Raw genomic sequence first — 24,621 nt, 5'->3', positions numbered from 1 at the left:
GGCCCGCGCGAAACACCGTACGGCCCCGTCTTCGCCAATCCTCGCTGACGAAGACCCGGCCGTCGCCCTTCACGAAGAACCCGCGACACGTTCAGCGTGACGCCCTCAGCATCTGCATTCATGACCGATTCGAGCTACGACGCACAGGCTGTGCGCAGTTGGCTGCAAGGCCTGCAAACGCAAATCGCGGACACGCTCGGCGCGTTCGACGGCCAGCCGTTCGCAACCGACGCCTGGCAGCGCGCCCCCGACGAGAAGTTGCGCGGCGGCGGCTGCACGCGGATTCTCGAAGGCGGCAACTTCTTCGAGCGCGCGGGCATCGGTTTCTCGGATGTCGCCGGCGACGCATTGCCGGGTTCGGCCAGCGCGGCCCGGCCGCAACTGGCCGGGCGTGGTTTTGAGGCGATGGGGGTGTCGCTCGTGCTGCATCCGCACAATCCGCACTGCCCGACCGTGCACATGAATGTGCGTCTGCTGATCGCGACCAAGGCCGGCGAAGAGCCGGTGTTCTGGTTCGGCGGCGGCATGGACCTGACGCCGTACTACGGCTACGAGGAAGACGCGCAGCACTTTCACCGCACCTGCCGCGACGCGTTGCAACCGTACGGCGCGGACCTGTACCCTGAGTTCAAGCGCTGGTGCGACGAGTATTTCTTCCTCAAGCACCGTAACGAACCACGCGGAATCGGCGGAATTTTCTTCGACGACTTCTCCGCGCCGGGCTTCGATCAATCGTTCGCGATGCTCAAAAGCGTCGGCGAAGGATTCCTCAAAGCGTACCTGCCGATCATCGAAAAGCGCCGCAACATTCCGTATGGCGAGGCCGAGCGCGACTTCCAGGCATACCGGCGCGGCCGCTACGTCGAGTTCAATCTGGTCTTCGACCGTGGCACACTGTTTGGATTGCAGAGCGGCGGCCGCACGGAATCGATCCTGATGTCGATGCCGCCTGTGGTGAACTGGCGCTACAACTGGCAGCCCGAGCCGGGCACGCCGGAAGCGCGTCTTTATAGCGATTTTCTCGTGCCGCGCGAGTGGGTGTAACAAGGCGCGGTTCGCCCGCAGCCTGCTCACCGTGGCCACGACAAAGGATCTTCACCTGAAGCCGAACGCTCACCCTGTTGCCCTGCCTCGCCGGATCGGTCTGCTAGGCGGCACTTTCGACCCGATCCACGACGGCCATCTGGCGCTCGCGCGGCGTTTCGCCGACGTGCTGCAACTGACCGAACTGGTGCTGCTGCCGGCCGGCCAGCCGTGGCAGAAATCGGACGTGACGGCCGCCGTGCATCGTCTGGCGATGACGCGCGCGGCGGCTACGTCGCTCGTGCTGCCGGGCGTCACGGTGCGGGTCGCGACCGACGAAATCGATCACGACGGCCCGACTTACACACTCGACACGCTGAAGCTCTGGCGTGAACGCGAAGGCGACGATGCCTCGATCGCGCTGTTGATGGGCGCGGATCAGCTCGTGCACCTCGACACATGGCGCGACTGGAAGCATCTGTTCGACTTCGCCCACATCTGCGCGGCCACCCGGCCCGGTTTCGATCTTGCGTCGATACCTCCGGTGGTCGCTCAAGAAATCGACGCGCGCCGTGCCCGCGTCGACGTTCTGCAAGCTACGCCCTGCGGCCACTTGCTGATCGATACGACGCTTGCGTTCAACGTCTCGGCCACCGAAATTCGCGCGCATCTGCGCGAACAGGTGAGCCAGCAACTAGCCCTCGCGGGCGGCGAACAGCAAGACCAGGCGGCGAGCCATGTCCCCACTGCGGTGTGGGACTATATTCTTCAACATCATCTGTACCACCGGTAACCCCATGGATATTCGCAAACTACAACGCGTGATCGTCGACGCTCTCGAAGACGTCAAGGCGCAAGACATCAAGGTGTTCAACACCAGCCACCTGACCTCGCTGTTCGATCGCGTGATCGTCGCGAGCGGCACGTCGAACCGGCAAACCAAGGCGCTGGCTTCGAACGTGCGCGACAGCGTGAAAGAAGCAGGCGGCGACGTCATCAGCACCGAAGGCGACGACGTCGGCGAATGGGTGCTGGTGGACTGCGGCGACGCAGTCGTCCACATCCTGCAACCGGCGCTGCGCCAGTACTACAACCTCGAAGAAATCTGGGGTGACAAGCCGGTGCGCCTGAAATTGTCCACGCCCGATCCGTTCGGCGGCGCGCGTTCGAGCGAGCCCGACGACGAGGAAGAGGACGAAGACGGCGAAGCAGCTGCTGCGAAGAAGCCGGCGCGCAAGACTGCGGCCAAGCGCAAGTAAGCCCAGATCAGCGGACTTTGCGGGCCGGCTATCGCCCGTAAAGATCGCGGCTCCCTCCTTCATTGCATCGCTGATGAAACTGCACATCCTCGCCGTCGGCCACAAGATGCCCGACTGGATCGCCACCGGCTTCGACGAATACGCGAAGCGTATGCCGCCCGAACTGCGCATCGAGCTGCGCGAAATCAAGCCCGAGCAGCGCTCGTCGGGGCGGTCGGCGGAGAGCGTGATGGCCGCCGAGCGTGTGAAGATCGAAGCCGCGTTGCCGAAGAACGCGCGCATCGTCGCGCTCGACGAACGCGGCAAGGACTGGACCACGATGCAGCTCGCGACCGCGTTGCCCGGCTGGCAGCAGGACGGCCGCGACGTCGCGTTCCTGATCGGCGGTGCCGACGGGCTCGATCCTGACCTGAAGTCGCGTGCCGACATGCTGCTGCGCGTGTCGAGCCTCACGCTGCCGCACGCGATGGTCCGCGTCCTGCTCGCCGAACAGCTTTACCGCGCGTGGACCATCACGCAAAATCACCCCTATCATCGCGTGTGAGCGGATCACGCGGCGAGGCTGAAAAAGCGTGGCGTTGGCCAGGCGTTTCCAGTTTTGCTGCTGACGCCGCACCGACGCGCGTGTCGCTGTTTTGCGCCGATCTCCGGCGTCGATCTCCGTGTTGATCCTCTCCGTCGCGCCGATCGACGCCTGACCGGTGCGATGGATTGCGCACCTTCGCATCCATCGTACCTGGCACACGCTCATCGCCGACACCTCGCGCGCCCTTCATGCGCTGACACGCGCGCTCACGCAACCCACCCATCTATCGAGACCCGTTCATGCCCACGTCCGCCGACTCGCTGCATCCGTTCGTCTACCTCGCTTCGCAAAGCCCCCGCCGCCAGGAGTTGCTGCAACAGCTCGGCGTGCGTTATGAACTGCTGCTGCCGCGTCCCGATGAAGATGCCGAAGCGCTCGAAGCTGAGTTGCCCGGCGAACGCGCACACGACTACGTGCAGCGGGTGTGCATCGCGAAGGCCCACGCGGCGCGCGAGCGGCTCGTCGCAGGCGGCCACGCTGCGCGGCCAATCCTGGTTGCAGACACAACCGTCACGATCGACGACGCGATTCTCGGCAAGCCCGTCGATGCCGACGACGCCATCGCGATGCTCACGCGCCTCGCGGGCCGCGATCACGAAGTGCTGACCGCCGTCGCGGTGGTCGATGCGCAAGGCTCGTTGCTGCCCGCCGCGTTATCGGTGTCGAAGGTGCGTTTTGCTGCACTGCACGCAGATGCGATCCGTCGCTATGTGGCAAGCGGCGAACCCCTCGGCAAAGCGGGCGCTTACGGCGTGCAGGGACGCGCAGCCGAGTTTATCGGTCATATCGACGGGTCCTATTCAGGTATCATGGGTTTGCCGCTTTTTGAAACCGCTGCCCTCCTGCGTGCAGCGCGCATCGACTTCTAAAATAACATCATGAATGAAGAAATCCTGATCAATGTCACGCCGCAGGAAACGCGCGTCGCGCTGGTCCAGCAAGGCGCCGTCCAGGAACTTCACGTCGAACGAACGCTGTCGCGCGGGCGCGTCGGCAATGTCTATCTCGGCAAGGTCGTTCGTGTTCTGCCGGGCATGCAATCCGCTTTTATCGACATCGGCCTCGAACGCGCCGCGTTTCTTCACGTCGCCGATATCTGGCATCCACGTATTGCTGGTGAACCTGCACATCAGGCACCGCATCAGCCGATCGAAAAGATCGTCTTCGAAGGTCAGACGTTGATGGTCCAGGTCGTCAAGGACCCGATCGGCACGAAGGGCGCGCGGCTGTCCACGCAAGTGAGCATTGCCGGGCGCACGCTGGTGTATCTGCCGCAGGAGCCGCATATCGGCATCTCGCAGAAGATCGAGAGCGAAGCCGAGCGCGACGCCGTGCGCAAGCGTCTGACCGCCGTGTTGCCCGCCGACGAGAAAGGCGGCTACATCGTTCGTACGATTGCTGAAGATGCGACCAGCGAAGAACTGGCCGGCGACGTCGCGTATTTACGCAAGACGTGGGCGACGATCGTTGCGCAAGGTCAGCGCATGCCGCCCACCAGCCTGCTCTATCAGGATCTGAATCTGGCGCAACGCGTGCTGCGCGATTTCGTCAACGACGAAACATCGCGCATTCAGGTCGACTCGCGCGAGACGTATCAGATGCTCGCCGATTTTGCGGCTGAATTTACGCCGGCGGTGTCGTCGAAGCTGCATCACTACACGGGCGAGCGGCCGTTATTCGATCTGTACAACATCGAGGCGGAAATTCAGCGCGCGTTGTCGCGCCGGGTCGATCTGAAGTCGGGCGGCTATCTCGTGATCGATCAGACCGAGGCGATGACCACCATCGACGTGAATACCGGCGGCTATGTCGGCGCACGCAATTTCGACGACACGATCTTCAAAACCAACCTTGAAGCAGCGCATACGATTGCCCGGCAATTGCGGCTGCGGAATCTGGGCGGCGTGATCATTATCGACTTCATCGATATGGAAAACGTCGAGCATCGCGACCAGGTATTGGGAGAATTGAAGAAGGCGCTGTCTCGTGACCGGACGCGAGTAACTGTGAATGGTTTTTCGCAGTTGGGGCTGGTGGAGATGACCCGTAAGCGCACGCGTGAGTCGCTCGCGCATGTGTTGTGCGAGCCTTGCCCGGTGTGTCAGGGGAAGGGCCAGGTCAAGACGCCGCGAACGGTTTGCTACGACGTGCTGCGTGAGATTCTGCGCGAGTCGCGGCAGTTTAATCCGCGTGAATTCCGGGTGGTGGCTTCGCAGCAGGTGATCGATCTGTTCCTCGAAGAAGAGTCGCAGCATCTGGCGATGTTGATCGACTTTATCGGCAAGCCGGTGTCGTTGCAGGTGGAGTCGAATTTGAGTCAGGAGCAGTACGACATTGTGCTGATGTAGCTTGATTGACGACTAGCCACGTTCATATGAAATGACTGGCAGGCTTTAGTGCCGATCGTTTCCAGAATTAAGTTAATGAGGTTTCCTCCACATGAAGCCGACCCGAATGGGTCGGCTTTTTCATTTGCTTCGATCCAAATCGCGTAGCTCGCGTATTCCAAAAACAACTGCACTCAACGATCTGTCAGGTTGACCCCTTCGCTAGATACGGGACCAGGTAATGCGCGGTACTGAACTGAAAACAGACGCATCGCAACGTTGGATGATGTACCGCAAAGACGCGTATCAAAGTGGGCGCGACTTTCTCACGACAGAGCAGAAGCAGGCGGCGAGGACGACAAGAAATTCACGCAGCTCGCCTACGCCGCTCTTCAGGACCGCCCTTTGCTCTCCTGTCTGATAAGCGTGCTCAGAGCGACGCTCCGTCATAACGGGAGAGGGAAAATGATCCGATTGATCAGCATCGTCGTCATATCGGCCAGTCTCGCTGGCTGCGTCGTCGCACCACCGTATGGCTACGGCTACGATCCCGGGCCCGTCTATCAGACCGCTCCAGGTTACTACGGTTACCCTCCGGGCTATCCGGGCTATTACGCCGCGCCGTCAATCGATGTCGGCGTCGGCATCGGCTTTGGTGGCTACTACGGCGGCCATGGCGGAGGCCACGGCGGCGGTCACGGTGGACATGGTCATTGAGCGTGTCCCAGGTAGGGGTTCAACAGGTTTCAACAAACGTCAAGCCGCTCGCGCCCGGTGACGCGGCGCCTGCACATCCGTGTCAATTACCCTCGCCTCGCCCCTCCCGACCCCAAATTTTCCCTTTGACGGCCATCCCACGAGAGGCGTATAACCATCCCATTGGATGTTAATTGGATGGCGCCAAGCTATCTATCTCTCGAAAAAATGCCCAAACTCAATCTCGTCGACACCTCCCGCCCCAAAGGCGGCGAGACCGAAAAAATCACCATCAACCTCGGCCCGATCGACCTCGGTCAGATCGATCTGCTAGTCGAAGAAGGCTTTTACTCAACCCGAACCGACCTGATCCGAACCGCGATCCGCAATCAGCTTGCGGTACACGCGCAGGTCGTCACCGAAACCGTGACGCGGCGCGCGATGGTGCTCGGCCTACAGCATTTCTCACGACGCGACCTCGAAGCGGCCCAGGCCGCGAACGAGCAGTTCGACGTCCATGTGCTGGGGCTGGCCAGCATCGCCGCCGACGTATCGCCCGAACTCGCCGTTGCGACGATTGCATCAGTGGTGGTACTCGGCGCGTTTCACGCGTCGCCTGCGGTCAAGGCGGCGCTCAAGGGGCGCATCCGCTGAAGCAGAAGCCCAACGCGCACGCCACCACCGCCGCCTCGCCGACGCAAACCAACACCACGGACACGAACCTCCCCATGAACAAAGATTTCCTGAAATCGATGAAGGACGCCTTCGAGCTATTGCGCACGAAAGGCCCTCATGAAGCGACCGCCGCCGTTCAACGCGCGCTAGGCGGCGCTCATGTCCCACCGGTCCACACTCAGACGCAGCCGCCGCCGTTCACCCCGCCGTCCGCGAGCAACTGGGCGCACGCGTGGACCGAAGCGCAAAACCACACGAAGCCCGGCCCGCACACCGACGACCCCTACACCATCGACGCCGAATCGCCCGGCACCTTCAGCACGCACACCTTCACCAATAGCGCGGGCCAGCGTCAATACAAGCTGTACGTGCCGACCGGCTACAAAGACGAACCCGTACCGCTCATCGTGATGCTGCACGGCTGCACGCAGAACGCCGATGACTTCGCGGCCGGCACCCGCATGAACGAACTGGCCGAGCGGCAGCGGTTCATCGTCGCGTATCCGGTTCAGCCGCAATCGGCCAATCATTCGAAATGCTGGAACTGGTTCAAGCCCGCGGATCAGCAGCGTGATCACGGCGAGCCGTCGTTGATTGCGGGCATCACGCGTGAAGTCATGGCGCACTACCGGATCGATCCGGCGCGCGTCTATGTGGCGGGTTTGTCGGCGGGCGGCGCGATGGCGGACGTCATGCTGAAAACCTCGCCCGATCTGTACGCGGCGGCCGGTGTCCATTCGGGACTCGCATACGGAAGCGCGAAGGACCTGCCCTCGGCGCTCGCCGCGATGAAGGGCGGCAAGACGCCTCGTCATCGTGCAAACGTAGCGCCACAGCGTCCGCTGATCGTGTTTCACGGCGACGCGGACAAAACGGTTCATCCGTCGAATGCAGCGCAGCTTCTCGCATCGTTCGATGCAGGCACCGCGACGGTCTCCGCGCCATCGTCAACGGCACGCGGCGCACACAATGCCTCGGTGCAAAAGCTCGTCGCGTCGAACGGTGTCGAAGCGGAAAACTGGACGATCCACGGTGCGGGCCACGCATGGTCCGGCGGCAGCCAGCGCGGCACGTACACGGACCCGGCGGGCCCGGATGCATCGGCGGAAATGCTGCGATTTTTTCTTGAGCATCCGCGCGGGGAGTGAGGCTCGCGGCCAACGCAGGCGTGCAATACCAAGGTCGAAGCACGGCGACCGCGCGAAGCTACTTGCGAGATAAACGCACCATAAGAGCAGCTAACACGGCACCCACGCGGCGACAAAAAAACAAAGGCGTGACATCACGCCCACGTCGCTGCCCGCGAACTTCCGCTGCCCCAACCGCAACGCCGCCAGAACACGCCCCGGCCCCCTATGCGAAAATGCAGCGTACTGTTCCTGGAGCACGCATGGCAGACCTGACATCTTCCGCGTCTTCGGCAGTCGAAGCTGACTGCGCGAGAGAGCCCATCCACATTCCCGGCGGCATCCAGCCGCACGGCTTTTTGTTCAGCATCGCCGAAGACGGCACATTGCTGCAGGTCAGCGCGAATGTCGCGGCCCTCACCGGTTCGCCCGCAGAACACGCGCTGGGCCAGCCGATTGCTCACATTGTCGGCGACGAATGGGCGGCACGCGTTGTCGAAGCGCTGGCCTCGCATCTGGAAGAAGGCATCCCCCTCTACATCGGCTCGATGGACGACCCGCGCGCGAACGGCGCCGCTGCGCGCGTCAAGCCGTTCGCGGTCATCGTGCATCGGCACCAGGGAATCGCGTTCGTCGAACTGGAGCCCGCGCGCGGCACGAGCGACGTGTTCGCGTCGATGTATCCGCTGGTGCGCACGTTCATCAACCGTCTGCAGGACATCGAAACGGTCGAGGGTCTCGCTCAACTCGCCGCCGACGAAGTGCAGCGCATCACCGGTTATGGCCGCACGCTGGTCTACAACTTCGACAACACGGGCAGCGGCCAGGTGATCGCGGAACATATCGAGCCGGGTTACGCGTCGTACGACGGCCAGCACTTCCCGGCCTCGGACATCCCGGCGCAGGCGCGCGCGCTCTACGTGCGCAACCGCATCCGTCTGATTGCGGATGCCGACTACCAGCCCACGCCGCTGGTGCCGCCGCTGCATCCGTCGACGGGCAAGCTCACCGATCTCACTTACGCGTCGCTGCGCAGCGTCTCGCCGGTCCACGTGCAGTACATGAAGAACATGGGCACGTTTTCGTCGATGTCGATGTCGATCGTGGTACGCGGCAAATTGTGGGGGCTGATTTCGTGTCATCACGACAGCGCGCGCGTGCCGCCGTTCGAAGTGCGTACCGCGTGCGAGCACATCGCACAGGTGCTGTCGTTGCAGATCGAAGCGAAAGAAGATCACGCGCAGGCCGAGTACCGGCTCGAATTGCGCCGCACGCTCGCGCGGCTGCTCGCGACCATGGCCAATAGCGAGAGCTTCACCGACGCGCTCGCCAACGATCCGAAGGAACTGCTTGGGCTGACCGCATCGACCGGCGCGGCGATTGTGTTCGACGGCCGCATTCTGCTGGTCGGCACGACGCCGCACGAAGCGGAGGTGACGAAGCTGGTCGAATGGCTCGACACGCAAGTGGACGAAACCTTCGACACCGACACGCTCGCCACCGCCTGTACCGTCCTGCCGCCGCATCCTGACTACGCGGGGCTGCTCGCGGTGTCGATTTCGAAGCTGTTCCGCAATTACGTGCTGTGGTTCCGCGAGGAAGTCGTGCAGACCATCAAATGGGCCGGCGACCCGCGCGTAAAGCTTGCGGGCCTGGCCGATTCGCTGTCGCCGCGCAAGAGTTTCGATGTGTGGACCGACACGGTGCGCGGCCGCTCGCTCGCGTGGCGTCCGGCCGAACTCGAAATCGCCGTCGAATTCCGCACGGCGTTGCTCGGGATCGTGCTGCGCCGCGCCGAGGAACTCGCGCAACTGGCGCTCGAACTCGGTCGCGCGAACAAGGAACTCGAAGGCTTTTCGTACACGGTGTCGCACGATTTGCGCGCACCGTTGCGGCACATCGTCGGTTTCGCCGATCTGTTGCGTGAACTGGAAAGCGAACGACTGAGCGAACGCGGCAGTCATTTCGTCGAGCGAATCATTTCGTCGGCGCGGTTCGGTGGCAAACTCGTCGACGACCTGCTCGCGTTCTCGCAGATGGGTCGCGCGGCGCTGCGTCCGCAATCGGTCGATCTGAAAACGATGGCCGAAGCGCTCGCCGTCGACGAGATCAAGGACGCGCCCGCGCGCTCGATTACGTGGCGTATCGACGAACTCGGCCACGTCAACGCAGACGCCGTGCTGATGCACGTGGTGCTCCGGAATCTGATCGAGAACGCTGTAAAATTCACCTCGACCCGCGAGCATGCGGTGATCGAAATCGGCCGCCAGGCGGGCACAGGCGAACTTGCCGGCCAGCACGTGTTTTTCGTCAGGGACAATGGCGTGGGTTTCGACATGCGCTACGTCGATAAACTGTTCGGCGTGTTCCAGCGCCTGCATCGCGTGGAAGAATTCGAGGGGACGGGCATCGGCCTTGCTGGTGTCAAACGCATCATTGAAAGGCATGGCGGTAAAACCTGGGCAACCGGTGAAATCGACCAGGGCACGGCGGTATATTTTTCTCTTCCGCATGTGTTCGTCGCCGACCCGAGCGACGGCGAGGAATCCGCGGCGGCGGCCGTGGCGCGACTGACTGCGTTGTCACCGGGCAAGCGTTTCCGCCCCGTGCCGAAGGACTCAAAAGATGAATCAAAATGAAGGAAACAACGTGTTAAGACCGATCCTGCTGGTGGAAGACAATCCGAACGACGTGGAATTAACGCTGATCGCGCTCGAAAAAACGCGCCTCGCGAATCCGGTCGTGTCGCTGCGGGACGGCGAAGAGGCGCTGCAGTATCTGCGCCGCGAAGGACAATGGGCGGATCGTGCGGATGAAAATCCGGCAGTGATTCTGCTCGACAAGAAACTGCCGAAAATCGACGGTCACGAAGTGCTGAAGGCAGTACGCGGCGATGACGGCCTCAAGCGCATTCCGGTGGTGATGCTCACGTCGTCGCGAGAAGAAAGCGATTTGCTGCGCAGTTACGATCTCGGCGTGAATGCGTATGTGGTGAAGCCCGTCGCGTTCGACGACTTCATGGCCGCGATCAACGACCTCGGCATGTTCTGGGCGGTGTTGAACGAACCGCCGCCGTACCCGCGTTGATCCGGCGCGCGTCGGCGCCGGGAAGCGCAGGCGCTGTCAGCCTTCCTTCCTGATGCTTGCGCCGCTCAAAAAGCGGTTCGATCAGCGATACACCGGCAGCGTGACCCTGAACGTCGAGCCCTGCCCCACACCCGGACTCTCGGCGCAAATCGTCCCGCCGTGCAGATCCAGCAGATTCTTCACGAGCCACAGCCCCAAGCCCAAACCGGCGATACGCCCCGACCCGTTCGCGCTGAACTGCTGAAAGCGCTCGAAAATGCGCTCCAGCGAGTCGCCATCGAGACCCGCACCTGTATCGTGCACCGCCAGTTCAACGCGCTCGCCCACGGCCCGCACCGACAGACTGATCGTGCCGTTCGCGCTGAACTTCACTGCGTTCGACACCAGATTCCACACCACCTGCTTCATCCGGTTCTCGTCGGCGAGCACCATCACGGACGCGAGATCGTCGGCGATCAGCGTCAGCCCCTTGGCTTCGGCATGCATGCGCATGTCTTCGGCAACGATCCCGGCGAGTGCGCCGAGATCAACCGGTTGCAGAGTCACCGACAGTTTTCCGGTGACGATCGCGCCGCTGTCGAGCAGGTCGTCGACCATATGCGAAAGCTGCCGCGCATTGCGGCTGATCACGCCGGTCGCGCGCGTCACATGCGAGGGGTCGGCGGAACGTTGCAACAAATCGGTCCACGACATGATCGCCGACAGCGGCGAGCGCAACTCGTGGCTGACGGTCGTGACGAAATGATCCATCGCCATCGCTAGCCGTTCGCTGTGTTCGCGCGCCCGCTTCTCGCTCGCGGCGATCTCGCGCTGCTCAAGTTCCGCTTCCTTGCGCGACGTGATGTCGAGCGTGAAGCCGATCACCGAACTCAACGTGCCGTCCGGCAGAAAGCGGCCTGTACCGCGCACCAGGATCCAGCGTATCGCCCCGCTCGCCCAGCCGATCCGGTAGTCGACTTCGAAATGTTCGTGCGCGGCCAGCGCCTGATTCATTGCCGCGCGCAGACGATCCCGGTCTTCGGGATGCACGATCTGCTCGAACAGACGCTGCTCGGACAAAGCCGACGTCGGACCCAGGCCGAGATTGGTCTTGCATTGATCGGTGCATTCGATCACGCCGGTGGCCGGGTCGAGTTCCCACGCGCCGAGTTGCGAAAACGCCATCGCGAGCTGAAAGCGTTCCTGATGTTCGCGCAACTGCGCGCGGGCTTCGTCGGCGAGCAGCAGGCGTAACTGCGCCTGCGAGCGCAGCTTTGCACGCTCGCGCTGGTCGCGTTCGTAGTCGGAGATTTGTGTGGTGACTTCGCTGACACGCAGCACGATGTGACCGCTCAGGTTCCCCGGTTCGCCCTGACCCGGCGATGCGGCGAGCAGGCTCGCCTTGACCTTCCAGTAGCGCGGCACCCGCTGCCCGGCGCTATCTTCTTCACCGGCTCCGTCGTCCTGATGCACGGGCATCTCGTAGCGAAACAGCGGCGACCAATTCGGTTGCGCGCCCGACAGTTCGCGCAACGCGGTAGTCAGCCACGTACGGCGAGCGTCGCGCTGTTCGGCGGTGCCGAACTGATTGGTATCGAGAATCGATTTGCCCTGCAGATCAATCAGCGACTGTCCGGTCAGATCGAGATAACGCGCGTTGGCGAGCACGATCTCATAACGGCGATTCAGGATCACATAGGCTTCAGGCAGCAGATCGAAGACGGCGGCGGCGTCGAGCGCAAACGTGGACGCGGGAGGATTCTGGCGGAAGCTATCCATGAACGGAATCCCGGAACGCTCAGGCGAGGCTCGTGCAGGCAGCCCCGGCGGGACGCTGCGCGAGTTCGATCAGACGGTCGAAGGCGTCGGCCGCGCCGCGGCACGCTTCGTCAATCGAAACGGGGGTATGCACTTCGGCGGCCATCGCGTGCGTAAAAGCTCGCCAGCGCGGACCGAGCGTGTCGCGGCCCGCGTCGAGATAGCCGAGCGGATGCGGTGCGAGGCGCTCCTTCAGACGCGCGTACAGGACTGCGCCGCCCAACTGCGAACCTTCGATCACATAGCAGACGCCCCAGCGATAAGCGGCGCTCTGCGGCCCGCTCCAGCGACGCGCTCGGCCCGCCGATGCAATCTCGTCGATCCCGGCAAGATCGCGCGGACTCACCGACGCATTCGCGAGATCGGCGTCGATCAATGCGAGCCGGTTCATGCTTGCAGGGAGTGCCGGCGACTGCGGGCCGTCGTTGAAAGTCTGCAGCCATGCGTCGAGCGGTTCGAGCCAGTCGCGCAAGATTGCCAGGTGAGCGAGGTAATCGCGCAATGCAACGCTATCGACCGACAGCGGCATGATTTCGTGGAGCAATTCATGCCGCTCGGCTGTGGCGTCGCGCAACGCGGCGATCACACCAGGCGTGCTGTCTTTTTCGCTCGATGAGCGGCCAGCGGATTCAGATGTGTCGATCAAGTGAGTCCGGTTCAACATGAATGAGCAGAGTCCGATTATAGAGGTGCCCGTTTATCGGCGCGACAAGGGATTTGCAAGGATCGCGTCGCGCGCGAAGAGCTTTTATGATGGGATGGGCGCGTTTTTCCGTCTCGTCGGGCGTCAGCCTGTGTTGACGACAAGCCGCAGATCAGGCCGCCACCGGACAACCCGCCTGTTCGAGCGCGGCCTGCGCGTGCTCGTGCAGATCGTCGGTGGCAAGCGATGCGTCCGGCGTGCGCACCCACGCGGCAATGCGCAACTTCGCACCGCCATCGTCGGGATAATCCGAGACCGTCACCATCGGCGCGAGCGTCGAGCCACTCAATACACGCGGCTCGTCGGCAACCAGTTTTTTCAATTCGCCGATCGCGGCGTCGACATCCTTGCGCTGCGCCAGCTCGACTTCGACCTCGATTCGTTGCGTGCCGCCGCTGCTGTAGTTGATCACCGGATTACTCCATATCTGGCTATTCGGCACGAACACCGCGTTGCCGTCGCCGCGCTCGATGCGCGTGGTGAACAAACCGACCTCGCGCACGATCCCGGCGGCCGCGCCGCTGCCTTCGATCACGTCGCCGACACGAAACGGGCGCAGCAGCAATAACATCATGCCGGCAGCGATATTCTGCAACGTGCCTTGCAACGCGAGACCGATCGCGAGACCCGCTGCGCCGAGCACCGCGAGCACGCTGGCGGTCGCGATGCCGACCTCGCCGAGCGCCGCGATGAAGACGAGCACGCGCACTGCCCACGTACCCATGGCGGCAAGCATCGGCGCGAGCGTCGGGTCCGCGTGGGTGCGCGCGAGCGCCTTCGCGAACAGCGCGCCGACCCGGTTCGACAGCCACCAGCCGACCACAAGGATCAACAGCGCCAGGACGATATGAAGGGCGTCGTGCGTCATCGTGACAAGCACCGACGGTTGAAAATGCACAATGCGGGCAAGGAGATCGTTCATCGCGAGTCTTCGTTCCGTTGCGGAAAGAGTTCCGTTGAAGGACGGAGCAGCAGGATATGTTCCCGACCGCTGCTGGAAGAAATATAGGGCGTGTGGCGTGCAGGGCCGAAGCAGATGGTCAGGCACACGTCATTTCTACCTGCTCGCAGCGGGAAGCGGAAAAATTGGCGCGGTGTAGGAAAACGGGGATAGGAAAGAAAAACGCGGACCGCCCGCATGGCAGACGGCTTTTCAAACAGTAGCACTTTGATACGGATCGCTAATCACGTCAAAACGGATGCAACGACTGCCTGTCAAACAGCGCCTAAAGGTTTTAAAACATTCAGCAAGGCCGTAATCGTGATGGGCCGCGAAAACCAGAACCCTTGCGCTTCGTCACAACTCAACGCTTCGAGTGCCGCGGCCTGCTCCGCTGTTTCGACACCCTCGGCCGTCACCCGTAACTTGAGCGCATGCGCCATCGCGATGATGGCCCCGACCAGCGCCCCGCTCTGCGGATCGGTCGTCATGCCCGTCACAAACGAGCGATCGATTTTAAGGCGATTCAACGGAAAGCGCGTCAAATACGCGAGGCTCGAATAACCGGTGCCGAAATCGTCGACAGCGACTTCCACGCCCAATTCGCGCAACGCGTGCAGCGTTTTCAGCGCCTGCTCGGTATCCCCCAGCAGCGCACCCTCAGTGATTTCGACTTCAAGATAAGAAGGATCGAGCGCGGCATCTTCCAGCGCTTCACGAATCATTTCGAACAGATCGCGCCGCCGGAACTGCTGTGGCGACACGTTCACCGCGAAACGCGGCAACGTGCCCGCCTGCCGCAGCAATTTGCCGGCATCACGACACGCGGTGCGGATCACCCATTCGCCGATCTGCTCGATCAGGCCCGACTCTTCCGCAACCGGCACGAACTCGACCGGGCTGATCAAACCACGTTGCGGATGATTCCAGCGCAGCAACGTTTCGACCTGTGCGATACGGCCCGTCGCGAGCGTGACCTGCGGCTGATAAACCAGATGCAATTGCTGACGTTCGAGCGCTTCGTGCAGCATCGTTTCCAGTTCGAAGCGGCGCGCGGCCTGACCTTCGAGCGCGGCGGAAAAGCGTTTCACCGCATTGCCGCTGACCGCCGACGCCGCCGACAACGCCACGCCCGCGCGACGCATCAGCGTGGGCGCATCGAGGCCGTCGGCCGGATACGCGACGATGCCGATGCTCGCGGTAATGCTCAGCGGCGTGCCGCCATAATCGATCGATTCGGCTATGCGGTCCAATGCCTCGTCTGCGAAAGCGTCGGCGTGCGGGCCGCAATCGTTGATCAGCAGCGCGAATTGCGTGCCGCCGATCGACGCAATCGTGCCGTCGTGGGGAAACAGTCCGCGCAGCCGTTCGCCGACGATCTGCAGCACGAGTTCGGCAGCGTGCAGTCCGAGCGCATCGCGCAGTTTGCGCAGGTGGTCGAGTTCCGCGATCAGCACCGTAAAGCCGCTACTGCTGCGCTCGCAACGCGCGATCATCAGTTCGAGACGTTCGGTGAACAGCGTCTGATTCGGCAGACGCGTCACGCCGTCGTGATGAGCGACGTACCAGAGGCGTGCTTCGGATTGCGCATAACGCGTCATGTCGATTGCAATACCGACATAGCGTTCGGGCCGACTGCCTGGCGTGCAGGCTGGTGAACCATCGCCGACGACGGGAGCCAGTGCGAGCACCACGCGAATCGGCGCGCTATTGCGCCGCATATAGGTCCACTCGCCTTCATAGCGCGAACAGATCGTTGCCAGCGACGGCAATTCGGCGCGGCGCTTCGCGAGTTCGGCGGGATCGTGCAGCGACTCGAAGGTACGAAGCCCAACCATTTCGTCAGCTGTCAACCCTGTCAGCTTTTCGAAAGCGGTATTGACGGCCTCGAAGATGCCGTCCGCGCTGCAGATGAACATGCCGTAGGGCGCTGCGGCAAGCGCGGCAGCGCGCTTTTGCGCTTCGGCGTATTGAGGGTCTTGCATCGCGCCAGCCTTTAATTTTCCTGAGTTTTGAGAGCGTTTATGCGTGATCCTGATACTCGAAGCGCACGCGGCAAACAGCCTGGAAATTTCCGCTCAACAATCCCTGACGGCGGTACCAACGGTCCTATCGCTCATATGATAGCGGCTTTCACGCGCCATTCGGCCGCATTGCTCGGGCACATGTTGCGCCAATCGTTTCGCCTGGTGTTATTCCCGATTGGTTTAAGCCGATCCCAATCCGGTCACGCGCGCCATAACGTGCACACTATGGCGGGAATATTCCACGAGGAATAAGTCAATCCGCACCGAGGCTGGATGCCTGTTCGACACCCTTTCGACATCCGATCAGAAACCCTTCACGGGGCCGCGCCGGATTGACGACCGCTATATCCGTACATATATTTCGAGCACGTTTCCGCTGCTGTTCGCCCGCAGTTTCTCCGATAAAAGCGCCGTTCCTATTACGTGGACCGCGCGGCACAGAGTCCCGCATTTCATGTCCAGGGAAGTCATCGACTCGCATCTGCTGAAGGTGCTGCATACGCTGCTGACCGAATCGAGCGTCTCGCGCACCGCGAGCCTGCTCGGACAATCGCAGCCCACGGTCAGCGTCGCGTTGCGCAAGCTTCGGGAGATGACGGGCGATCCGCTGCTGGTGCGCAGCGGCAGCCGCATGGTGCTGACCGCGCACGCGACGACGTTGATCGAACCCGCCGCGCAGGCGCTGAACAGCATCGAATCGATCCTGCATCCCACGGCGTCGTTCAATCCGGCCACTACCAGCCAGACTTTCCGGATCGGCTCGCCGGATTATCTCGACGCGTTCTTCGTGCCGGCCGTCGTCGATGCGTTTCATCGCGACGCTCCGCACGCGAAACTCGAATTCCGTCATCTGATGATGGTGGATGGCGGCTACGAGCACGGACTCGAAAGCGGCTTTCTCGATCTCGTGATCGGCAACTGGAGCACGCCGCCCGAGCATCTGCATTTGCAGCCGCTGTGCAAGGACGAACTGGTGTGCGTGATGCGCAACGGTCATCCGGTCAAAGCGGGGCGGCTCAGCAAGCCCGTTTATGAAGAGGCCGATCACCTCGCAGTGACGACGTGCAACACGACAGCATGGGGCACGATCGATGTCGAACTCGCGCGCAACGGCCTGTCGCGCACGGTCACGACGACGCTGCCCTACTTCGGCATGGCGCCCTATGTGCTGGCGCGCTCCGACCTGCTGTTCACGACCACGCGCGCGCTGGCCACGCACTACACGAAGCTGTTGCCGCTGCGGATCGAGCCGGTTCCGGGCGAACCGCGCGCGCTCACCTACTATCAGCTCTGGCACGATCGCACGCATCGCAGCGTCGCGGCGATCTGGCTGCGCCGGCTGATCGCGACTGTTGCGAAAGATCTGGCATCCTGATCGATTTTTTCGCTGGCGATAAAAAAGCCGCAAGCGCGGAGCTTGCGGCGTGAACGCAATCATCGGATTTCTTCGAGGTGACAGGCCCTCTCAGGCGTCGAACGATTACACGGTGAGGTCGGTCAGACGGAAGTTGTCGTGATCACCGGGAGCCGTTGTTTATAGCGGGTTCGTTTCTACTGCCGTCATCGCTTTGACGAGCGCAGCCTTGCCTTCGATTGCCGCGCCGAGCAGCGCAAAACCCAACGGCCGTTCGCTCGCGGCATCGCGGCACACCGCACGTGCAGCATGCGCTGCGGCGACGTCGCCGGTTTCGATCGACCACGCGCCCTCGGCTTCGGGCGTGACGACCACCGCCGGACTCGCGGGCGTCTTCACCGTGACCGGCATCACCGGGAACGCGACACGCGTCGGCTCGCCCGTCAACGTACGCGCCAGCGCGCGGGCCGCGTGCATGATCGGCAGCACGTACGGCTGCACTTTGCCGTCGATCGCCGCGCAATCGCCCAACGCGTAAATATCCGGCGCACTGGTGCGGCACCACGCATCGGTGCGGATGCCCTGCTCGATGTCGAGACCAGCCGCTGCCGCCAGCGACGTACGCGGCGCCAGTCCGATCGCCGACACGACCAGGTCGGCGTCGATCGGCTCGCCATCGGCGAAACTCAATCGGTAGCCGTCCGACGTGCGGTCGATCCGCTGCACGCTGCGGCCGGCGTGAAAGCGAATGCCACCCTGATCGAGCGCATGCGCGAAGATTTCGCCGACCTGCTGCGGCAACAGACGCACCAGCGGCGTGGGCGCGGGATCGATCAGATTCACCGCGTAACCGGCGACCGCCAGATCGTTGGCGAACTCGCAGCCGATCAGCCCTGCGCCGAGAATCGTCACCGAGCGGCAACGCGTGAGCGCCAGCCGGAACCGCGCGTAATCGTCGAGATCGTTGATCGACAGCACATCGGCGGCGCCGTCGCCCGGCACCTGCAGGCGGCGCGGGTCGGCTCCCGTGGCGAGCACCAGTTTGCTGTAGCCGAGCAACGCGTTCTCGACGACCAGCATGTGCTCGTCCGGCACGATTCGCTCGACGTTCTGACGCACGCGAATCCACGCGCCGAGTTGCGAGGCCATCGCCATCGCATCGAACGTGGCCAGCATATGCGGCTCTTTCTTCATCGCGAGCGCGTTCGACAACATCGGCTTCGAATAAAAACTGCCGTTGTCGCGGCTGATCATCACGATCGGCACCTGGCTGTCGAGCTTGCGCAGTTCGCGCGCGACCGTGTAACCGGCCATGCCGGTGCCGACGATCACCACCGGCTGCTGCGTTTCCTTCTCGATGACGGCCGTCATGCGATCACCTGCATATCGAAGTCGTGTTTGCCGGTGGCGCAGTCGGGACACAACCAGTCGTCCGGCACATCTTCCCAGCGCGTGCCCGGCGCAATGCCCGCTTCGGGCAACCCTAGCGCTTCGTCATAGCGAAAGCCGCAGATCACACATTCCCATACTCTCATCGCATCTCTCCAGAATGGTCGCGCAGATTCAGCGCACATACGCCTGGCCGAGACCGATCTCGGCCAGCGCGCGGCGGTAAGCGCCCGACGAGCGGTCCGCGAGGATCGGCGCTTCGGCCGTGCGGTCGATCGGCAAGTCTTCAGGCCGCTGCTGCTCGACGATCGCGCGATCTTCCTCGAACACCTGGCGGTTGAATGCGTAGACGTCGTCGAGCGGCAGATCCTTGTCGAAGTTGCGCACGATCGGCACGAACAGACGCGTCTTGCGCGCGGACACCGGGCTCGCGGCATTCAGAATCGACAGACGGCCGTTTTCTGGAAACTGCACGGTCAGACGCGCGAAGAACGGCACGTCCACCTCGAAATGGCGACGCCACAAGAAGCCGTCAGGCGCGCGATGCTGCATCGACTTCGGGAAGTTGCTGACGGTGCTCACGTACTCCGCGCGCATGCCGCCGTCGCGCCGCTCGACCGAATATTGCGGCACCACCGGGTTGTGACGATCCGCGAAACTGTCGTGGTGAATCCACGCGAAATGCGCGACGTCGATAAAGCCTTCGGTCTGACGTCCGGCCGATGCGTTGATGTCGATCGACGGCGGCAGGATCTGCTGGAACGCGGGGTCGTCCCAGTCAGGAAAGCTGGGCAGCGGCTCCGTGCCGCCGCCGAGCGACACCCACACGAGCCCGTAGGCTTCCTGGGTCGCGTAAGTGACAAGATGCAGGCGCTCGGGAATCGGGCCGCCCGTTTGCGACGGAATGTGTTTGCACTTGCCGTCGCTGCCGTAGGCCAGGCCGTGATACGGGCACACGATGTTGCCCTGCTCGACCCATCCCTGACTCAGCGGCGCGCCGCGATGCGGGCAGATATCGCGCGCGCTCACCAGTTCGCCGTTCGAGCGGAACACGACGAGCGGTTCGTCGAGCAGCGTCACGCTAATGGGTTTATCCGCGACGTCGGCGGCGAACGCGACCGGATGCCAGTAGCGGCTAAGAATCTCCCAGTCGTGGCTTTCGAACGTGCAGTTGCGGGGTAACGCGGGGGAGCGCTGGAAGGTCAGCGGCGAGGTGTTGCCGGGGGAGCTTGTTGCGGCGGTGGTCGCGGTGGCAGATGCAGTGGCGGAACTCATGCGTGTCTCCAGAACCTGTGGGGTTTGTCGCGCTCATCGGGTGGGCCGAGCGCGTGGAGAAACGATAACGGGATGAGGTCCGCCGACCCATCCCCTGAACGGCATCTAGTCTATGTATGAACGTGCATTGGCGCCGTTTAGGTGTACGCCAATTGCGCGACGAGTGTCGTTGGGACGCCCTTCTGGGACGCCCCAACACAAACCCTTACGCCGCCGACGCACCGCGCGGCAACGCCGCTTCGATGAACACCGCGCACAGCGCTTCCATGCCCTTCGCGTCTTCGTCGTCGAAACGCGCGACGACCGGGCTGTCCACGTCCCACACGCCGATCAGCGTGCCATCCGGTGCAACCAGCGGCACGACGATTTCCGATTGCGACGCCGAATCACACGCGATGTGTCCGGGGAACTCGTGCACGTCGCGCACGACCTGGGTTTCGCGGGTTTGCGCGGCCGTGCCGCACACGCCCTTGCCGAGCGGAATGCGCACACACGCGGGCTTGCCCTGGAACGGGCCGACGACCAGTTCGCGGCCGTCGTGAAAATAGAAACCGGCCCAGTTCAGGTCGCTCAGCGAATGGAATACGAACGCGGAGAAATTCGCGGCGTTGGCGATCCAGTCGGTTTCACCGGCGAGCAGCGAGCGCGCCTGGGCGACCAGTTCTTCGTATTGAGCGGCTTTGGACAGATGCGAGGCAGAGGAAACTTCGAACATGACGGTGTCCGTGATGAAAGCGGAAAGAGGAACAGCGAGGCGTGCAGTTTAAAGCAAGCGCCGGTTTCGTTCACGCGGATCAAAATCGCGCATGCCGTCCTCTTTCCTGCGGGAAACGCCAGTTACGCGTGCCTTTATCCACGCGTGTCATCAGCTGCGGACCACGCTAACGACAAACCGCCCCGCCGTTTCCCGAAGCTCGATCGACCTCAATCCACGCCGATGATCACGCTCGACGCCTTGAAAATCGCGGTCGCCGGTTTGCCGTTCGCCAGGCCCAAACGCTCGACGCTCTCGTTCGTGATGATCGCCGCGATCTGCGCGCCGCCCGCGCTGATCGTGACCTCGGCGTTCACCGCGCCCTTCGTCACCGTCGAGACGGTTCCCGCAACGCAATTGCGCGCCGACACCTGATGCGCCGCGACATCGACCATCACGATCACCGACGACGCCTTGACCAGCGCAAACGCCTTCTTGCCCGCAGCGAGTCCGAGCGACGTCGCGCTGCCGTGCGTGATGATCGCGACGATCTCGAGACCGTCCTGAGTGCGAAGCGTGATTTCGTCGTTCACGGCGCCGTGTTTGACTTCGGTGACTTCGCCGGCGAATTGGTTGCGTGCGCTGGTTTGCATGGTGTGCTCCTGGTTGATCCCGATCTGGCGGGCTGGGCGGTCCGGCACGAGCGTGCGGCCGCTGTTGTGAAAATTCGACGAACCCCGATGAAACCATATAAACGTTGTATCTATAGGTTCATTACGCGGCATCCGCGCAACACGTCTCCGGTGTGCGGACACCGTATCATCGTGCCCCTGGAACTACTTCGCCTAACGTCATACGTCATGTCCGTCGCCGCCCTGTCCCGCCGTCTTGCCTTTTTAGTTGCGTCGTCTGCGTCGTTTGCTGCGTCCGTGCGGTGGGCGCATATCTGCCGCGCCGCCGTGCTGGGCGGCGCCCTCGCGACCCTCGCCGCGTGCGGCAACCCGTCGCCGACGCGCGATGCGCACGTTCCCGTCGATACCGTCTCGCTGTTCCCGATCGCCGGTTACGACCAGAACGTCGACCACTGGATCGACCCCGACAGCCCGGCCTACGATCGTCCGTTCCTGAGTCCCGCCGATCAGCAGGCGCACTTCCTGGCGTTGTACGCGCGCTATTTCGGCACCGGCACGACTGCGGCGTCGCCGTGGAATGCCGCTTACGTGACGATGCGCGTCTTCCGGCAACAAGGGGCCGACATTGCCGCGCTGCAGCAGCGGCGCATCGAGCGATTCGACAACAGCGGCAAGAGCGGCGCGGCGCTCGGCTACGGCGAGAATTTCCGTCCGCACGACAAGGCGTGGATCGACACGATCGCGCGCAACATGAACGTCGGGCAATTTACGCAGAACGCGGTCTATCAGCCCGAGCGGCGCGCCATCGCCTCAGGCAACCTGCTGGTGCGCGAACTGCCGACCCTCGACCCGTCGTTCTACGATCACCGTCTGGCCGGCGAAGGCTACCCGTTCGACAATCTGCAGATTTCGGCGGTGCGGCCGGGCACGCCGCTGTATGTGCTGGGCGGCAGCGTCGACGGCGCATGGTCCTACGTGCAGACGCCCGATGTGCAGGGCTGGGTGCGCAGCGAAAACGTCGCGCTCGCGGACGACCGCTTCGTCGACACGTGGCGCGCGGCGACGGCCCGATCGCTCGGCGCGGTGACCGTGGCTTCGGCGCCGGTGCGCGACAGCCGTGGCGTGTTCCGCTTCGACGCGCCCGCCGGGACGATGTTGCCGCTGTCCTCCGTCAAGGGCGAACCGCAGCAGGCGTCGGCGGACAATACAGACGTCCCGCTCGCCGTGCTTGTCCCCGCTCGCGACGTCGACGGCCACGCGATCATCCGCAGTGCAACGCTGAACGACACGCAAATCGCGCCGATGCCGCTCGCCGCCACGCCGCGTCACCTCGCCATGCTGATGAAAACGCTGATCGGCCGCCCGTACGGCTGGGGCAACAGCGGGTTCTACAACGACTGTTCGTCGGAACTGCAAAGCATTTTCGCGGTGTTCGGCGTGTGGCTGCCGCGCCATTCGTCGACGCAGATGAACGCGGGCAGCATGACCGATCTGTCTGCGTCGACGCCCGCGCAACGGCTCGACTACCTCGCGCAACACGGCGTGCCGCTGCGCACGCTGATCTATATCGGCGGCCACGTGATGCTGTATATCGGCAACACGACCCGCAATGGCGTCGCAGTGCCGGTCGTGTATCAGGACGTGTGGGGCCTGCGGCCCGCCGACGACAGCCGGCGCGCGGTGATCGGCGGCTCGGTGATCCTGCCGCTGTTCGAACACATTCCCGAGGACGCCACGCTGCAATCGCTGGCGGCCACTCCGATCTTCCAGATCAGCATTCTCGGCACGCCGGACGGTGCGCCGACGGCGCCGTCCGCCGCGCCATCCGACGAGGACAACCCGGCGGGCTGAAGCGGACGCGGGTCGCGGCTCGCAAAACCGGCGCGCTCCGGAAAATATTTTTTCCGGAATGTCGATTCACCGGTCATGTAGTCGTCGTAATGTTGAAGGCCTGGCGCGCCACTGACTCACCTCACGCAGCCAGTCTTTAACTTGTGAATCTGCTACTTCAAGGAGTCGCCGTCATGACCAGCCCCGCTGTCAAACCGATCCCGGACGGGATGCATTCGCTCACGCCGTACCTGATCTGCGCGAACGCCGCAGAAGCCATCGCGTTCTACACGAAAGCCTTCAACGCCGTCGAACAGTTCCGTCTGCCCGGTCCCGGCGGCAAGGTGATGCACGCGTGCCTGAAAATCGGCGACTCCATGCTGATGCTGACCGACGAATGGCCCGAGCACCAGGCGTTCGGCCCGGCCACGCTGAAGGGCACGCCGGTCACGATCCACCACTATGTGCAGGACGTCGACGCAAGTTTCAAACAGGCCGTCGATGCCGGCGCGACCGTCACGCTGCCCGTCACCGACATGTTCTGGGGCGACCGCTACGGCCAGTTGCTGGACCCGTTCGGCCATCGCTGGTCGCTCGCCACCCACACGCGCGACATGAGCCCGGACGAAATCCAGCAGGCCATGGCCTCGGCGATGAAATAACTCGCGGACCGGTGCAGCCCATGCGCCGGTCCGCAGGAGGAACGTCATGCAAAAGATTGCGCCGTGTCTGTGGTTCAACGGCAATGCCGAAGAGGCTGCAGAGTTCTATATGTCGGTGTTTTCCGCTTCGCGAATCGTCACCACGATGCATTACCCGGAAGCGGGTCCGGGGCCCAAGGGCAAGGTGCTCGCCATCACGTTCGAGATCGAGGGTCAGGAGTTCATGGCGCTAAACGGCGGTCCGCAATTTACCTTCACGCCCGCCATTTCGCTGTTCGTGCATTGCGCGTCGCAGGAAGAGGTCGACCGATACTGGACGAAGCTCACCGAAGGCGGCGGTTCGCCGTGGCAATGCGGCTGGTTGAAGGACCGCTTCGGCATTTCCTGGCAGATCGTGCCCGACTCGCTCGGCGACATGCTGCGCGACCCGGACGACGCCAAAGCGAGCCGTGTGATGGCAGCGATGATGAAGATGGTCAAGCTCGATCTCGCGCAACTGGAGCGTGCGTATCGGGGTGAATAGGCGAGCCGGTCCGGC

Annotated in this window: 24 protein-coding genes; 15 read left to right on the top strand and 9 right to left on the bottom strand. The window is 63.0% G+C overall.

Annotated features, from left to right (window positions below; genetic code table 11):
• Positions 1–120: 120 nt before the first annotated feature.
• From hemF to ABH945_RS15375, 11 genes are all read left to right on the top strand, one after another.
• Positions 121–1,044, top strand: coding sequence for an oxygen-dependent coproporphyrinogen oxidase (gene hemF, locus ABH945_RS15425; RefSeq protein ID WP_429251036.1), 924 nt, complete (start codon positions 121–123; stop codon positions 1,042–1,044).
• A 31-nt stretch (positions 1,045–1,075) separates the two neighbouring features.
• A complete protein-coding gene (locus ABH945_RS15420) occupies positions 1,076–1,816 on the top strand; it encodes a nicotinate-nucleotide adenylyltransferase (protein ID WP_083379937.1) in 741 nt (246 codons plus the stop codon).
• A 4-nt stretch (positions 1,817–1,820) separates the two neighbouring features.
• A complete protein-coding gene (gene rsfS, locus ABH945_RS15415; protein WP_074763487.1) occupies positions 1,821–2,282 on the top strand; it encodes a ribosome silencing factor in 462 nt (153 codons plus the stop codon).
• A gap of 73 nt (positions 2,283–2,355) precedes the next feature.
• Complete coding sequence (rlmH, locus tag ABH945_RS15410; RefSeq protein ID WP_074763486.1) at positions 2,356–2,826, top strand: 23S rRNA (pseudouridine(1915)-N(3))-methyltransferase RlmH; 471 nt, start codon at positions 2,356–2,358, stop codon at positions 2,824–2,826.
• Between the two features lie 281 nt (positions 2,827–3,107).
• The gene (locus ABH945_RS15405) at positions 3,108–3,737 is read left to right on the top strand and encodes a Maf family protein (protein WP_429251035.1); all 630 of its coding nucleotides are present in this window, start codon (positions 3,108–3,110) and stop codon (positions 3,735–3,737) included.
• A 9-nt stretch (positions 3,738–3,746) separates the two neighbouring features.
• The gene (gene rng, locus ABH945_RS15400) at positions 3,747–5,216 is read left to right on the top strand and encodes a ribonuclease G (RefSeq protein WP_143026226.1); all 1,470 of its coding nucleotides are present in this window, start codon (positions 3,747–3,749) and stop codon (positions 5,214–5,216) included.
• Between the two features lie 444 nt (positions 5,217–5,660).
• A complete protein-coding gene (locus tag ABH945_RS15395; RefSeq protein ID WP_074763485.1) occupies positions 5,661–5,912 on the top strand; it encodes a hypothetical protein in 252 nt (83 codons plus the stop codon).
• Positions 5,913–6,119: 207 nt separating this feature from the next.
• Complete coding sequence (locus tag ABH945_RS15390) at positions 6,120–6,545, top strand: CopG family transcriptional regulator (protein ID WP_074766320.1); 426 nt, start codon at positions 6,120–6,122, stop codon at positions 6,543–6,545.
• Between the two features lie 74 nt (positions 6,546–6,619).
• Positions 6,620–7,714, top strand: a complete 1,095-nt coding sequence (locus ABH945_RS15385) for an extracellular catalytic domain type 1 short-chain-length polyhydroxyalkanoate depolymerase (protein WP_429251034.1) — start codon at positions 6,620–6,622, stop codon at positions 7,712–7,714.
• A gap of 242 nt (positions 7,715–7,956) precedes the next feature.
• Positions 7,957–10,332, top strand: a complete 2,376-nt coding sequence (locus ABH945_RS15380; RefSeq protein WP_429251033.1) for an ATP-binding protein — start codon at positions 7,957–7,959, stop codon at positions 10,330–10,332.
• 10 nt (positions 10,333–10,342) lie between these two features.
• Positions 10,343–10,780 carry a response regulator gene (locus ABH945_RS15375; RefSeq protein ID WP_074766318.1) on the top strand — a complete coding sequence of 146 codons (438 nt, stop codon included), beginning with the start codon at positions 10,343–10,345 and terminating at the stop codon, positions 10,778–10,780.
• Positions 10,781–10,861: 81 nt separating this feature from the next.
• Here the strand turns inward: ABH945_RS15375 and ABH945_RS15370 are convergent, their stop codons facing one another.
• The 4 genes from ABH945_RS15370 to ABH945_RS15355 all read right to left on the bottom strand — a co-directional run bounded on the left by ABH945_RS15370 (position 10,862) and on the right by ABH945_RS15355 (position 16,205).
• Positions 10,862–12,538 carry a PAS domain-containing sensor histidine kinase gene (locus ABH945_RS15370; protein WP_429251032.1) on the bottom strand — a complete coding sequence of 559 codons (1,677 nt, stop codon included), beginning with the start codon at positions 12,536–12,538 and terminating at the stop codon, positions 10,862–10,864.
• A 19-nt stretch (positions 12,539–12,557) separates the two neighbouring features.
• Positions 12,558–13,223, bottom strand: coding sequence for a biliverdin-producing heme oxygenase (locus ABH945_RS15365; RefSeq protein WP_429251031.1), 666 nt, complete (start codon positions 13,221–13,223; stop codon positions 12,558–12,560).
• Positions 13,224–13,392: 169 nt separating this feature from the next.
• Positions 13,393–14,202: a mechanosensitive ion channel family protein gene (locus ABH945_RS15360; RefSeq protein WP_074763481.1), complete on the bottom strand. Its 810-nt coding sequence runs from the start codon at positions 14,200–14,202 to the stop codon at positions 13,393–13,395.
• 293 nt (positions 14,203–14,495) lie between these two features.
• Positions 14,496–16,205 (bottom strand): putative bifunctional diguanylate cyclase/phosphodiesterase, encoded by a 1,710-nt coding sequence (locus ABH945_RS15355; protein ID WP_074763480.1) that lies wholly within the window; start codon positions 16,203–16,205, stop codon positions 14,496–14,498.
• A 496-nt stretch (positions 16,206–16,701) separates the two neighbouring features.
• Here ABH945_RS15355 and ABH945_RS15350 point away from each other — a divergent pair, with 496 nt between their 5' ends.
• Positions 16,702–17,622: a LysR family transcriptional regulator gene (locus ABH945_RS15350; protein WP_429251030.1), complete on the top strand. Its 921-nt coding sequence runs from the start codon at positions 16,702–16,704 to the stop codon at positions 17,620–17,622.
• 159 nt (positions 17,623–17,781) lie between these two features.
• Here the strand turns inward: ABH945_RS15350 and ABH945_RS15345 are convergent, their stop codons facing one another.
• The 5 genes from ABH945_RS15345 to ABH945_RS15325 all read right to left on the bottom strand — a co-directional run bounded on the left by ABH945_RS15345 (position 17,782) and on the right by ABH945_RS15325 (position 21,612).
• Positions 17,782–18,972: an NAD(P)/FAD-dependent oxidoreductase gene (locus ABH945_RS15345; RefSeq protein ID WP_429251029.1), complete on the bottom strand. Its 1,191-nt coding sequence runs from the start codon at positions 18,970–18,972 to the stop codon at positions 17,782–17,784.
• Positions 18,969–19,136 (bottom strand): rubredoxin, encoded by a 168-nt coding sequence (locus ABH945_RS15340; protein ID WP_429251028.1) that lies wholly within the window; start codon positions 19,134–19,136, stop codon positions 18,969–18,971. Before ABH945_RS15340 ends, ABH945_RS15345 begins: the two co-directional genes overlap by 4 nt.
• Positions 19,137–19,164: 28 nt before the next feature.
• A complete protein-coding gene (locus tag ABH945_RS15335) occupies positions 19,165–20,265 on the bottom strand; it encodes a Rieske 2Fe-2S domain-containing protein (RefSeq protein WP_429251027.1) in 1,101 nt (366 codons plus the stop codon).
• Between the two features lie 205 nt (positions 20,266–20,470).
• Complete coding sequence (locus tag ABH945_RS15330) at positions 20,471–20,980, bottom strand: GAF domain-containing protein (RefSeq protein WP_429251026.1); 510 nt, start codon at positions 20,978–20,980, stop codon at positions 20,471–20,473.
• A gap of 209 nt (positions 20,981–21,189) precedes the next feature.
• The gene (locus ABH945_RS15325) at positions 21,190–21,612 is read right to left on the bottom strand and encodes a TOBE domain-containing protein (RefSeq protein WP_429251025.1); all 423 of its coding nucleotides are present in this window, start codon (positions 21,610–21,612) and stop codon (positions 21,190–21,192) included.
• Positions 21,613–21,819: 207 nt separating this feature from the next.
• Here ABH945_RS15325 and ABH945_RS15320 point away from each other — a divergent pair, with 207 nt between their 5' ends.
• The 3 genes from ABH945_RS15320 to ABH945_RS15310 all read left to right on the top strand — a co-directional run bounded on the left by ABH945_RS15320 (position 21,820) and on the right by ABH945_RS15310 (position 24,606).
• Positions 21,820–23,442 carry an SH3 domain-containing protein gene (locus ABH945_RS15320; protein ID WP_429251024.1) on the top strand — a complete coding sequence of 541 codons (1,623 nt, stop codon included), beginning with the start codon at positions 21,820–21,822 and terminating at the stop codon, positions 23,440–23,442.
• 173 nt (positions 23,443–23,615) lie between these two features.
• Positions 23,616–24,083, top strand: coding sequence for a VOC family protein (locus ABH945_RS15315; RefSeq protein WP_074763473.1), 468 nt, complete (start codon positions 23,616–23,618; stop codon positions 24,081–24,083).
• A 46-nt stretch (positions 24,084–24,129) separates the two neighbouring features.
• Positions 24,130–24,606 carry a VOC family protein gene (locus ABH945_RS15310; RefSeq protein ID WP_429251023.1) on the top strand — a complete coding sequence of 159 codons (477 nt, stop codon included), beginning with the start codon at positions 24,130–24,132 and terminating at the stop codon, positions 24,604–24,606.
• Positions 24,607–24,621: the final 15 nt, after the last annotated feature.

Source organism: Paraburkholderia sp. GAS333, assembly GCF_050435665.1.
GTDB classification, from domain to species: Bacteria; Pseudomonadota; Gammaproteobacteria; order Burkholderiales; family Burkholderiaceae; genus Paraburkholderia; species Paraburkholderia fungorum_A.
This window is presented reverse-complemented; position numbering and strand designations above follow the sequence as displayed.